This is a genomic window from Marinobacterium sedimentorum (assembly GCF_024267675.1).
Taxonomy (GTDB): Bacteria; Pseudomonadota; Gammaproteobacteria; order Pseudomonadales; family Balneatricaceae; genus Marinobacterium_A; species Marinobacterium_A sedimentorum.
Genome location: NZ_JALDYX010000037.1, coordinates 26777 through 39970 on the forward strand (window position 1 = coordinate 26777; position 13194 = coordinate 39970).

The 13194-nt window shown below is 63.4% G+C and carries 11 protein-coding genes; all 11 read left to right on the forward strand.

All coding sequences use genetic code 11. The features are described from left to right. Positions 1-110 precede the first annotated feature (110 nt). The 11 genes from MRS74_RS20685 to MRS74_RS20735 all read left to right on the forward strand — a co-directional run bounded on the left by MRS74_RS20685 (position 111) and on the right by MRS74_RS20735 (position 12850). Positions 111-881 (forward strand): SDR family NAD(P)-dependent oxidoreductase, encoded by a 771-nt coding sequence (locus tag MRS74_RS20685; RefSeq protein ID WP_254582181.1) that lies wholly within the window; start codon positions 111-113, stop codon positions 879-881. A gap of 10 nt (positions 882-891) precedes the next feature. Further along, positions 892-1989 (forward strand): alkene reductase, encoded by a 1098-nt coding sequence (locus MRS74_RS20690; protein ID WP_254582182.1) that lies wholly within the window; start codon positions 892-894, stop codon positions 1987-1989. A gap of 14 nt (positions 1990-2003) precedes the next feature. After that, the gene (locus MRS74_RS20695; RefSeq protein WP_254582183.1) at positions 2004-2753 is read left to right on the forward strand and encodes an electron transfer flavoprotein subunit beta/FixA family protein; all 750 of its coding nucleotides are present in this window, start codon (positions 2004-2006) and stop codon (positions 2751-2753) included. 11 nt (positions 2754-2764) lie between these two features. Next, the gene (locus MRS74_RS20700; protein ID WP_254582184.1) at positions 2765-3703 is read left to right on the forward strand and encodes an electron transfer flavoprotein subunit alpha/FixB family protein; all 939 of its coding nucleotides are present in this window, start codon (positions 2765-2767) and stop codon (positions 3701-3703) included. Positions 3704-3803: 100 nt separating this feature from the next. Continuing rightward, positions 3804-4961 carry a helix-turn-helix transcriptional regulator gene (locus MRS74_RS20705; protein ID WP_254582185.1) on the forward strand — a complete coding sequence of 386 codons (1158 nt, stop codon included), beginning with the start codon at positions 3804-3806 and terminating at the stop codon, positions 4959-4961. An 81-nt stretch (positions 4962-5042) separates the two neighbouring features. After that, the gene (locus MRS74_RS20710) at positions 5043-5870 is read left to right on the forward strand and encodes an SDR family NAD(P)-dependent oxidoreductase (RefSeq protein ID WP_254582186.1); all 828 of its coding nucleotides are present in this window, start codon (positions 5043-5045) and stop codon (positions 5868-5870) included. Positions 5871-6016: 146 nt separating this feature from the next. Next, positions 6017-7633 (forward strand): DUF1302 domain-containing protein, encoded by a 1617-nt coding sequence (locus MRS74_RS20715; RefSeq protein WP_254582187.1) that lies wholly within the window; start codon positions 6017-6019, stop codon positions 7631-7633. Positions 7634-7652: 19 nt separating this feature from the next. Next, the gene (locus MRS74_RS20720) at positions 7653-9032 is read left to right on the forward strand and encodes a DUF1329 domain-containing protein (protein ID WP_254582188.1); all 1380 of its coding nucleotides are present in this window, start codon (positions 7653-7655) and stop codon (positions 9030-9032) included. A 52-nt stretch (positions 9033-9084) separates the two neighbouring features. Continuing rightward, complete coding sequence (locus MRS74_RS20725) at positions 9085-10266, forward strand: acyl-CoA dehydrogenase family protein (protein ID WP_254582189.1); 1182 nt, start codon at positions 9085-9087, stop codon at positions 10264-10266. Further along, a complete protein-coding gene (locus tag MRS74_RS20730) occupies positions 10257-11456 on the forward strand; it encodes an acyl-CoA dehydrogenase family protein (protein ID WP_254582190.1) in 1200 nt (399 codons plus the stop codon). The genes MRS74_RS20725 and MRS74_RS20730 overlap by 10 nt, the downstream gene beginning before the upstream one ends. A gap of 155 nt (positions 11457-11611) precedes the next feature. Then, entirely contained in the window at positions 11612-12850 is a 1239-nt protein-coding gene (locus MRS74_RS20735) for an NADH:flavin oxidoreductase (RefSeq protein ID WP_254582191.1), read from the forward strand. Positions 12851-13194: the final 344 nt, after the last annotated feature.

Below are 13194 nucleotides of genomic sequence, written 5' to 3' on the forward strand. Positions count from 1 at the left end.
AGCCTCTTAACCTGAGGTGACACTCTATGCAGCGCCCGGCGCGGCCGGGTGCGGATTACTGAGGTGAGTGAGTCTGCTCGCTGCATAACAACAACGACGGGAGAAGCATTATGCAAGGCTGTCTAGAAGGCAAGGTCGCATTCATTACCGGTGGTGGCAGCGGTATCGGTGCCGCCACGGCAGCGCGCTTCGCGCAGGAAGGCGCCCGGGTGGTGATCTGCGGGCGCCGTTCCGAGCCGCTGGACGAGGTGGTCAGCCGCATTCGTGCAGCCGGTGGCGAAGCCGAGGCCGTGCTGGCGGATGTCAGTGACGAGCAGGCATTCGTGTCGGCGCTGCAGGCGGCGGCAGACCGTCATGGCCGGCTCGATATTCTGGTCAACAATGCCATGGCCTTTACCTGGGGCAGCATCGAGGAGATGAGCACGCAGGAATGGCATGCCAACTTCACCACTTCGGTTGACGGAACCTTCTGGGGTACCCGCACGGCGATGCAGCTGATGAAACCCCATGGCGGTGCCATCATCAACCTGGCGTCGATCTGTGGCGTGCTGGGTACTGCGTGGATGTCGGGCTACTCGGCCTCCAAGGCAGCCGTGATCAATTTCTCCCGTGCTGCCGCCGCCGAAGGTGCGGCCTTTGGCGTACGCGTCAATGTGGTGATTCCGGCGGTGGTGGAAACCCCGGCCACCGCGGGCATGCTGGCCGATGGCAACGCCCGCAAAAGCACCGAAAAACTGATTCCCATGGGGCGTGTCGGTCAGCCGGAAGAGCTGGCCAATGCGATTCTGTTTCTGGCCAGTGATCAGGCTTCCTACATTACCGGCGTCGCGCTGCCGGTCGATGGCGGCCGTTCGGCGGTCCTGGTAACCGCGCTGGACTGAGGAGACGTTTATGCAAGCTGTCAAAACCGAACAGGCGAGCGCAGTCGATCCGCTGTTCCGGCCGCTGCGCCTGGGCGCCATCGAGCTGGCGAATCGCATCGTCATGGCGCCAATGACGCGCAACCGTGCCGATGCCGATGGTGTACCCAACGACCTGATGGTTGAGCACTACGCCGCACGGGCAGGAGCCGGGCTGATCGTGGCCGAAGGCACCTGGCCCAGTGTCACCGGCCAGGCGTACTGTCGCCAGCCCGGCATCGAAACGCCGGCCCAGGTTGTCGCCTGGCGCCGGGTTACCGATGCGGTGCATGCCCGCGGGGGCAGGATCATTCTGCAGATCATGCATGCTGGCCGCATTGGCAGCGACAGGATCAAGCCTGCGGGCGTTGAGACGGTCGCGCCGTCGGCGATCCAGGCCAGCGGCGAGGTGTTTACCGATGCCGCTGGATTGCAGCCCTTTGACATGCCACGGGCGCTGACCACCGAGGAGGTGGAAGCGGTGGTCGAGGAGCATCGTCAGGCTGCTCTTAACGCGCGTGAGGCGGGCTTTGACGGCGTCGAGCTGCACTGCACCAGTGGCTATCTGCCGATGCAGTTTCTGTGCTCGGGCACCAACCGGCGCGATGACCAGTACGGCGGCAGTCTGGAAAACCGGCTGCGCTTTGCCACCGAATGCCTGCAGGTCATGTCGGATGCCATAGGCGCGGATCGCGTCGGCTTTCGCATCAACCCGGGCAACACCTTCAATGACACCCGCGATGAGGACAGCGCGGCAAGCCATGCGGCGCTGTTGCAGCGTGGCGCGCAGATCGGTGTGGCCTTCGTGCACATCATGCGCGCCCCCATCGAGCAGATTGACGCCTTCGCGCTGGCCCGCGAGCACTTTAACGGCCAACTGATCCTGAATGACAGCTTTGATGCCGTCAGCGCCGCCGAGGCGTTGCGTGATGGCCAGGGTGAGGCGGTTTCCTTTGCGCGGCATTTTATCGCCAACCCTGATCTGGTCAGCCGGATCCGCAAGGGGCAGGCGCTGTCCCGTATGGACCGCAAAACCATCTATACGCCAGGGCCGCAGGGCTACACCGATTACCCCGCCGCGGCTGAATGAATCGAGGACAACACATGAAAATACTGGTACCGGTCAAACGCGTGATTGATTACAACGTCAAGGTGCGCATCAAATCCGATGGGTCGGGCGTGGATCTGAACAACGTCAAGATGGCGATCAACCCCTTCGATGAGATCTCGGTGGAGGAAGCCGTGCGCCTGAAAGAGGCGGGGGTTGCCACCGAGGTCGTGGTGGTGAGCATCGGCTCCAGGGCCAGTCAGGAGGTGTTGCGTGCGGCGCTGGCCATAGGGGCTGATCGGGCCATTCATCTGCAAACCGATCAAGAGCTGGAGCCACTGGCGGTCGCCAAGTGCCTGCAACGGGTGGTGGAAGAAGAAAGGCCCCAGCTGGTGATCTGTGGCAAGCAGGCGATCGATGACGATTGCAACCAGACCGGTCAGATGCTGGCGGCACTGCTCGGCTGGCCGCAGGGCACCTTTGCATCCGGCATTGCCCCCCAGGGGGATCTGCTCAGCGTGACGCGAGAGATTGACGGCGGCCTCGAAACCCTCGAGCTCAAGCTGCCGGCAGTCGTCACCAGCGACCTGCGCCTGAACGAGCCGCGTTATGCGTCGTTGCCGAACATTATGAAAGCAAAAAAGAAACCTCTGGATTCACGGCCGGTTGCAGAGCTTGGCATTGATGTCGCGCCGCGACTGAATGCCGTGAACCATGCAGCGCCCGCTGCGCGTCAGGCCGGTATCAAAGTGGCGGATGTGGCTGAGCTGGTCGAGAAGCTGCGCCACGAAGCCCGTGTGATCTGAAGGAAAAAATGATGAAGACACTAGTAATTGCAGAGCATGACAACCAGCAGCTGGGTGCAGTGACGCTCAACCTGGTGCAGGCGGCATCCCGCCTCGGTGCCGAGATCGATGTCCTGGTGGCGGGCGAGGGCTGCCAGTCGGTGGCCGAGCAGGCGGCCCGGATCAGCGGTGTCCATCAGGTGGTCAAGGTTGAAGCAGGGCACTATGCCGGTCAGCTGGCGGAGGAGCTTGCGCTGCTGGTCGAGACAATCGTCCGGCAGGACGGTTATCAGGCGGTGCTGGCGCCAAGTTCCACCTTTGGCAAGAACCTCAGTCCGCGTGTAGCTGCGCTGCTGGATGTGGCTCAGGTATCGGATGTTATTGATATCAAAGGGGTTGGCAGCTATGTGCGGCCCATATATGCTGGCAACGTCATGCTGACGGTTGAGTCCGCGGAACCGGTGCAGGTGCTGACCGTTCGCCCGACCGCCTTTGATGCGGCAGGGCAGGACGGCAGTGCCGCCATTGTTGAGGCACCCGCGGCGCCGGCGCTGGGGCTGTCGTCGGTCGTGCGGCGTGAGCTGAGCACGTCTGATCGCCCGGAGCTCGGCGCTGCATCCATAGTGGTGTCAGGCGGTCGGGGCCTTGGCAGTGGTGAGAATTATCATGCGCTGCTTGATCCGCTGGCCGATACCCTGGGTGCGGCCCAGGGCGCATCCCGAGCCGCGGTCGACGCGGGTTTTGTACCCAATGACTATCAGGTCGGCCAGACCGGCAAGATCGTGGCGCCGGAGCTCTATATTGCGGTGGGTATTTCCGGCGCAATTCAGCATCTGGCCGGTATGAGCGACTCCAAGGTGATAGTGGCGATCAACAAGGACCCGGATGCGCCTATCTTCCAGGTCGCCGACTATGGCCTGGAGGGTGACCTGTTCGAACTCGTGCCCGAACTGACCCGCAAGCTAAACTGAATAACTGACAAAAAGAGCCCGCCGCCCCTTAGGTGCAGATTTACCCGGCGGCGAGTGTCCATACACCCTGAGACCACAATAACAGGGGTAACCACGCCTTATGACTCGACTGGAACTGGATCAGCTGGATAACCTGCTGTCCTCCCTGTACGAAGCCTCGCTGAACAACGACTACTGGGAAGACGCGCTGCAGCAGTTGCGGCAATTGTTCGCGGCCAATTACGTCACCCTGATCCTCAAGATGCCCGATGTGCAGGACGAGGATGATCTGGGACTGATGGTCTCGGTGGGTGACATGAAAGATTCGGGCAAGGTCGTGCACTTTCCCTATCGCCATAACCTGACACCCTTCGTGAACCAGCTGCCGGACAAGGTGTTTACGGTGGATGACCTCATGGAGGAAGAGGAGTGGCGTCAGAGCGCCTACCGGATCCACTGGTGTGCCTGTAACGATGTCTACCATGTGTTGGCGGTGGACATTGCCACGCCGGATTCCGGCACTTTGCGTTTTCGTGTCACCCGGCCGGAAGCTGCGCCTCCCTTTACCGAAGACGACAAGGCACTGTGCCGCTTCCTGCTGCCGCATATCCGTCGCGCGCTCAACATCCGCAACCTGCTGGATCGCAGCCAGACACTGGGCTCACTGTATTCCAAGGCGATCAGCCGGCTGTCGATCGCAACCCTGCTGATCGACGAAAGCGGCCAGGTGCTGGAGCAGAACGTGTTTGCCAGTGAGATTCTGGAGTCCAACGATGGCCTCAAGGTGGTGGGCGGGCGCCTGGAGGCCAGCTATCCCACGGACAACCGTGAGCTGCGCCGCCTCATCAAGGCGGCATTCGAGGTGAGGCCGCAGGAAGGCAAGACGGTACTCCCCGAAGCCATGTCCATTACCCGGCCCTCAGGTGAAGTCAGCTTCGGGGTGGTCATCGAGTCCATTCCGAGCAACACCTGGGCGGAAGGCAAAGGCCAGCCGGCTGCTGTGGTCTATATCCGCGATGCGGTGGGCAAGTCCCAGACCAGCAATGCACTGGCCAAGAAGCTTTTTGGCCTGACCCCGGCCGAAACGGCACTGTCGATTCAGCTCGCCAATGGCCTGTCGCTGGAGGAGGCCGCCGAGGCCCTCAATATCCGCCGCAATACCGCACGCGCCCATCTGCGGGCCATCTTCTCCAAAACCGGCGTTCGCCGGCAGACCGAGCTGGTGCGTATTCTGCTCAACAGCGTCGCCGCCTTGGGGCAAAGTGATCAGGAACCCTGACCCACCAGCATCGTCCGGATGAAGGATGAGTCCTGTGCATGACTGCTGCACTCTTGTTAAAAACAAGGGAGGCAGTCATCAATGGAACAGGTCGCATTCATTACCGGCGCCAGCCGCGGAATCGGCCGGGCAACCGCCATCGCCTTTGCCCGCGCAGGTTTCAATCTCGCACTCAGTGCCCGCACCCTCGAAGAGGGCGAGGCACACCGCCACAGCATTCGTAATGCCGCCGGCCGGTCACTGTCGGGCAGCCTGAATGGTACCGCTGAACAAGCGCGCCGCTACGGCGTCGAGGTCCAGGTGGTGCCCATGGATCTGCTTGATCCTGATTCGGTCGAGACAGCGGTGTCCCGCGTGCTCGCCCACTACGGCCATGTCGATGTACTGATCAATAACGCCATCTACCAGGGCGCGGACCTGAATGCAGCGCTGCTGGACCTGCAGCAGGAAACCCTGCAGCGCATGGCACAGGGGTACGTACTGGCGCCGGTACAGATCACCCGGCAGGTGCTGCGCTCGATGCTGCAGCGCCACCACGGCTGCATTATCAATATCACTTCCGGGGCCGGCGAGTCCGATCCGCCTGTCGCCGCGCGCGACGGGGGCTGGGGCTATGCCTATGGTGCCGGCAAGGCGGCGGTGTCGCGCCTGGCCGGGATTATCGCCCGCGAGCATGGCGACCAGGGCATCCGTGCCTTCACGGTCAACCCGGGCGTGGTCAACACCGAGACCCTGCGTGCCACCATCGGCGAAAAGGGCGTACTGGCAATGCGCAAAGGCGTGGCGCAGCCGGAACTGCCCGCCGCCGTGCTTTTGTGGCTCGCGACGGCTCCCGAAGCCGCCGACTTCCAGTACCAGACCATTCAGGCCCAGCCCTTTGCGCACGAGCACGCAATCCAGGCTGAATGACCGACGATTTCCAGGCGTCGGCCATGGCCGGCGACCCTCGACCCTAAAAACAACAACAGGCCTGGCGACATCCTGTTCGATAGCGCCAGTGTGGCGACCCTGGTGGTTGTCCGCCAACAAAACGCATGCTCATCTGGAGGGCATCAATGCAATTTTCACGACTTTCCATCGGACGGACGGGGCTACTGGCGCTGTCGCTGGGTGTTGCCCCGGCGCACGCGCTTGAAACCCTATACATGGGTGATGACACCACCATCGACGCCTCCGTCACGCTGTCCTACACCGCGTCGGCACGCACCTCGTCGCCCTCGAATGTTTACCTTAATGATCCCAATTACGATGACGGCACCCGCAACTTTGACCGGGGCAGCCTGATCAACAACCGGCTCACGGCGCTGGGCGAGGTCCGCATCCGCCACGATAACGTCGGTGCCCTGGTGCGTGGCAGTGTCTTCTACGACGATGTCTATCGCCGCTCCAACGACAACGATTCGCCTGCAACGGTCAACAAGATCGGCGCTGCCGATCAGTTCACCGACCTGGCCCGCGAGCGCAGCGGCCACGACCCGCGCCTGCTGGATGCCTTCGCCTACGGCAACTGGGTACTGGGTGATAACAACTACCTGTCAGTGAAGGCCGGCCGCCACATCGTGGCCTGGGGTGAAAGCCTGTTCTGGCCCAATATCAGCCAGGGCCAGTTGCCGGTGGATGCGGCGGTGTTCAATGTTCCCGGTACCGAAGCCAAGGAAGCCTATCTTCCGGTCGGGCAGCTGTCTGCCAGCCTGACGCTGACCGACAACCTGACCCTCACGGGCTTCTACCAGTACGACTGGGAGGAGACCCGCCTGAATCCGGTCGGCGATTTCTTCGGCAGCGATACCTTCGGGCCGGGCGCCCAGTTCATCCGCTTCGGCGCGGGCGCGATCGACAGCCTGCCGAATGCCGGGGTGATCAGCTATGCCGGCGAGATCGAGCCCGATAACAGCGGCCAGTGGGGTATAGGTGCCCGCTACCTGCTGGGGGACAGCACGGAGCTGGGGCTGTTCCACTACCGTTATCATGACCGGGTCGGCGCCCTGCTGACCGATTTCACCGGTGATACCCGCTATTCCTCGTTCAGCGCCTTCGATGGCTGTTCGGATGGGGTCAGCGGGTGCTATCAGCTGGCTTACTTCGACAATATCAAGCTGACCGGCGCCAGCATCAGCTCCAAGGTTGGCGATGTACAGCTCGGGGGCGATATCAGCTACCGTGACGGTGCCCCCGTCTACCTGGACAACCGGGCGCCGACCCGTGGCAGCTACCTGCAGACCAACGTCAATACGGTCTACATCATCGGCCCCAGCGCACTGGCGCATCAGACCACGCTGCTGGCCGAGGTCGTGCACCAGCGCATTCAGGATGTGGACACCCTGACCATCACCTCCGGTGGCGCCAGTTCCAGCTCTGATACCTTCGAATACGATGGCCAGACCCGCAACAATACGGCGCTGGCGGTTGCCGCCTTCATGGATTATCCGGCGATCTTCAGCGGCTGGGACCTGACCACCAAGGCCATCTGGACCCAGAACATCGACGGCAGCGGCTTCTCCGGCATGGGTCGTGACGAGAAGCGCATGACACTCGGCGCCGACGTCAAATACCTGGGCAACATGCAGATCGGCCTGACCTATGTCGGCTACCTCAGTTCGGCCAACCTGGCCAAGGGACGCACCCTGGCCGACCGCGACTATGTCTCGCTCAGTGCCAAATACAGCTTCTAACAATAAAGGGATGTTTCACATGACTCACAACTATTCCACGCTGACGCTGGGCGTCGCGCTGCACGCCGCTCTGCTCAGTGGCACTGCCCTGGCTGCCGCGACCGCGGACGAGATCGCCGAACTTGGCAAGAGCCGCACCTGTGTCGGTGCACTCAAGGCCGGCAATGCCGCGGGCACCATTCCCCCGTGGAGCGGCAAGTGGCTCGGCGCACCCGAGCACGTCAACTTCCAGGGCACCGGCAACCATCCGGTCGATCCTTATCCCGACGACCAGCCGCTGTTCGTGATAACCGCGCAGAACATGGCGCAGTATGTCGGCCAGCTGTCGGCGGGGCAGAAGGCACTGTTCACGAAGTATCAGCAGAGCTTCCAGATGCCCATCTATGAGTCGCGCCGAGATTTCCGCTTTCCGGACTCGGTCTGCGAAGCTACTCGCAAGAATGCACAAAGCGCCAAACAGGTGGATGACGGCGAAGGCGTGGAGGCTACCACCGGCGGCATCCTGTTCCCCTTCCCGCGGAACGGGCTGGAGCTGCTCTGGACCTCGTCGATCTTCACCTACCGTCCCTGGACGGAAGAGCTGATCTCCGACAACGCCTATGTGCTGGACAATGGCAACATCAACTGGGGACGCGTCAAGTCACGCAACCTGGCGCCGCACCTGAAGCCGGGCACCCAGGCGGCGACCGAGGGCCAGTCCTCCTACTACCTCAACGAGACGCTGCTGCCCGAACGGGACCGTGGCGAGATCAATACCGGCATGGAATTCTGGAATCATAGCCGCGAGCCTCGCCAGAGCTGGCGTTACGACCCGGGCACGCGCCGTGTCCGCCAGTCGCCGGAATATGGCTACGACATGTCCTTCCCGGGCACCGGTGGCTCCATCACCGTGGATGAGGTGCGCATCTTCAACGGGTCGCCCAAGCGCTACAACTGGGAGATCGTTGGTCAGCAGGAGATGTATATCCCGTACAACAGCTACCGCCTGCACTCCAGCGATATCAGCTATGACGACCTGCTGACACCGGGGCATGCCAACCCCAAACACATGCGTTACGAGCTGCACCGGGTCTGGGTGCTCGAAGGCAACCTCAAGCAGGATTACCGCCACATTTACGGCAAGCGCCGCATGTATATCGACGAGGACACCTGGTTCATGGTGATGGCCGACAACTACGATGCCCGCGGCGGCCTCTGGCGTACCTCGATGCTGAACTACTTCTACGCCTATGAGGCGCAGACCTGGCAGGCGGGCGTGGGCTTTTATCACGACCTTCAGGCCGGCAGCTATCTGGCGTTCAACCTGATCAACGAGCAGCCCAAGGGCTACATGCTGAACCGTGGCACGCTCAACGACCGTGATTTCGGACCTCAGGCGGCGCGCCGCGCCGGTCTCTAAACAGGTGGCGGGTGCCCCCCGCCTTATGCCATTGAACAGGGAGCCTTGAACGATGCAGTTCCGATTCACAGACGAGCAGCAGATGATCCGGGATACGGCGGCCAGCTTCTTCGCCGACCGCTCTGGCTCGGCGGCCGTGCGGGAGGCGATGGCGACCGATACCGGCTATGACCCGCAGCTCTGGCAGCGGCTGTGCCAGGACCTCTGCCTGCATGCGACCACCATCCCCGACGCCGCTGGCGGCATGGGGCTGGGGTATGTCGAGCTGGTGGCGGTGATGGAGCAGATGGGCCGTTACCTGGTCTGCTCGCCGTTCTTTGCGACGGTGTGCCAGGCGGTGCCCGCCGTGCTGCGCACGGCCACCGGGGCCCAGGCTGTGCCCTGGCTGGAACGCATTCTGGCCGGTCAGACCGCGACTCTGGCCTGGATCGGTCGCGAGCAGCCTGGCTGCGCGGCGGTTAGCGCCGAATATGAACCCACGGACGCCGGTTATCGGCTCAGCGGTGAGTATCACTTCGTGGTGGATGGGCATAGCGCCGATCTGCTGATTCTTGCCGCGCGCCGACCGGGCACGAGTGGACGTTACGGCGTCAGCCTGTTTGCCATTGACGCCAAAGCCGCCGAGGACGCGGGTATCGAGCGGGTCTGGACGCCGACGCTGGACCAGACCCGTCACCTGGCGCGCATTCGCCTCGATGGTCTGCGGCTCGATGCCGCCGCCTGCCTCGGCAGCCAAGGCATGGCCGGTGCCGCGCTGGGCGAGGTGCTGCAGCTGGCCACCGTCGCCCTGGCGGCCGAGCAGATGGGCGGGGCCCAGCAGGTGCAGGATATGGCCGTGGCCTACACCGGCGAACGGCAGCAGTTCGGCCGTCCCATCGCCAGTTTCCAGGCGATCAAGCACAAGGCGGCAGACATGATGCTGCGTACCGAGGTTGCCCGTTCCGCCTGCTATTACGCCGCCTGTATCGCCGATGAAGCCTGGCGTGGCGGTGTGCTTGCCGGCGAGCTGGCCGAAGCGGCGGCGATCGCCAAGTCATATTGTTCCGATGCCTTTTTCAGCAATGCAGCCGAGGCTTTGCAGCTGCATGGCGGCGTCGGCTTTACCTGGGAATACGACGTGCATCTGTATTTCAAGCGTGCCAAGGCCAGCGGGCTGATGCTGGGCGATGCCAGTGAGCACCGCGAAACCCTGGCCGCCCAGTTGCTGGACGGAGGAAAGACAGCATGCAGTTGAGCTTCAGTCAGGAGGATGAACGCTTTCGTACCGAGGTCGCCGACTGGCTGGCCGCCAACCTTGCCGGTGACTTTGCCTGCCTGAAATTCCGTGGAGGGCCTGGCGATGAGCACAGCTTTGCGCAGGAGCGCAAAGGCTGGGAGCAGGCGCTGGCCGACGGCGGCTGGACCTGCGTCGGCTGGCCGGCGCAGCACGGCGGTCGTGGCTGCAGCATCGAGCAGCAGGTGATCTTCTTCGAGGAATATGCCCGCGCCGGCGCGCCGGGGCGCATGGGGCATATCGGTGAGGGGCTGGCCGGGCCCACGCTTATCGCCTTCGGTACGCCCGAGCAGCAACGCAGGTACCTGCCGGGGATTCGGGCCGGTACCGAACTCTGGTGCCAGGGCTACTCGGAGCCGGGCGCGGGTTCCGATCTGGCCAACGTCAAGACCCGGGCGCGCTTCGATGCCGGGCGCAACCGCTGGGTCATCAACGGCCAGAAGGTCTGGACCTCGCTGGCCCACGAAGCGGACTACTGCTTCGTGATCGCCCGCACCGATCCGGACTCCGTCGGCCACCAGGGCCTGGGCTTCTTCCTGGTGGCGATGGATCAGCCGGGTATCGAGGTGCGGCCCATCCGGCAGATCACCGGCACTTCGGAGTTCAACGAGGTGTTCTTCGATGATGCCCAGTGCGATGCCGGCGATATCGTCGGCGCGCCGGGGGAGGGCTGGAAGGTGGCCATGGGGCTGCTGGGGTTCGAGCGCGGGGTTTCCACGCTGGGCCAGCAGATGCAGTTCCAGAACGAGCTGGACGAGGTGATACGCATCGCGCAGGAAAATGGCCGGGCGCGGGATCCGGTGATCCGCCAGCGTATCGCACAGGCCCATGCCGAGCTCAAGATCATGCGCTACAACAGCCTGCGCATGCTGTCGGGCCAGAGCGAAAGCGACGGTAGTCTGCAGCGCGAGGCGCTGATCTACAAGCTGTTCTGGTCCAGCTGGCATCGCCAGCTGGGCGAGCTGGCGATCGATGTCTGTGGCCAGCAGGGGCAACTGCTGAAGGCGGCGCCCTACGAGCTTACCCGGCTGCAGTCGCTGTTCCTGTTCGTGCGTTCCGACACCCTCTACGGCGGCAGCAACCAGATACAGCGCAACATCATTGCCGAGCGCGGGCTGGGCATGCCGTGCGAACCCCGATTGCGCGCGTAGAAGCTGCGCCTCGCGGCGAATAACTTTGGCACGAGACTTCGCAACGGGGCGTCGCTCCTACGGGGGTGATGCGACCTGCACTATTGGAGGCATCCCCGCGCTCCTATGTAGCCTGCGCTGATTGATGTGGCCACTGTGGCCCAGGAGGAATACCGATGTCTGCCGATACCGCCAGCCCCTTCAGTACGCTGAAACTGGGGCCTATCACCCTGAAAAATCGCTTTATACGCGCCGGCGCCAATGAGGGCATGAGCCTGGACGGCACGCCCACCCAGGCGCTGGTCAAACACCATCGTGACATGGCGCGCGGCGGCGTGGCCCTGACCACGGTCGCCTATGGCGCCGTCGCTGCCCGTGGCCGAACCCTTCCCAACCAGATCTGGCTGCGCGCGGACATTCTGCCCGACCTGAAGGCGCTGACGGCGGCCGTGCATGCCGAGGGCGGCAGGATCTCGATGCAGCTGACCCATGGCGGCTCCTTTGTCACTTCAGTCCGGGTGAGGGGAGCCACGCTCAGTGCCTCGTCCGGCATCAACAAGGCCGGGCTGCTGTGCGGCAACCTCTGGCAGCGGGCCATGAACGAAGCCGATATGGCGGCGGTGACCGGCGAGTTCGTGCGCGCGGCCGAGCTATGCCGCGAGGCGGGTTTCGATGCCGTCGAGCTGCATATGGGGCATGGTTATCTGCTGAATCAGTTCCTGTCGCCACTTTCGAACCGCCGCCGGGACGAATACGGCGGGGCTGCCGCCAACCGTGCCCGTTTTCCGGTGCAGGTGCTCAGGGCCGTGAAGCAGGCCGTGGGGCAGGACCTGGCCGTACTGGCCAAGATCAACGTGGCCGATGGCGTGCGCAACGGCGCCACGGTGGAGGATGCAATTGTCACGGGCCGGCTGTTGCAGGCGGCCGGCGCCGACATGCTGATCCTGTCTGGCGGGCGCAATATCGAATCGGGCTGGTTCATGTTCGGCAGCAACATGAACATGCAGGAAATGAGCAAGGTACTGGCCGGGCAGCGGCTGACACTGGCGATGCTGAAATTGTCCCAGCGCGGCGTGCCCAGGATCAGTTTCCGGCCGATGTACTTTCTCGACTATTCACGCCGTATCCGTGCCGCCCTGGATATGCCGCTGGGCTACCTCGGCGGCGCCAGCTCTCTGGCGGATGCGCAGCTGGCGATGCAGGAGGGCTTCGAGGCGGTGGTGATGGCGCGGCCCCTGCTGCATGACCCCTTGCTGGTCAGCAAGTTCGAGCAGGGCCTCACTAGTGAGAGTGGCTGCACGCACTGCAACGGCTGTGTTCCCTACATTTATGATCCGGCCGGCACACGCTGCATTGAAAACCCGCCCAACGATCCGGCCCTGAACCTCAAGCCCGCACGTAGCACGCCTGGCTGAGCCGTTCTGCACAGATTGCGCCCGTAGGAGCCGCGCCTCGCGGCGAACAGGTTTGGCATGTGAATTCGCGACGGGGCGTTGTTCCTACGGGGGGGATGCGGTCTGCACTCTCAGGAGCCGCGCCTCGCGGCGAATAACTTTGGCACGAGACTTCGCGACGGGGCGTCGCTCCTACGGGGGTGATGCGGTCTGCAATCTTGCAAACACCTCTGCGCCCGTAGGAGCCGCGCCTCGCGGCGAAAAGGTTCGGCATGTGAATTCGCGCCGGGGCGTCGCTCCTACGGGGGGATGCGGCCCGCAATCTTGCAAACTCCTCTGCGCCCGTAGGAGCCGCGCCTCGCGGC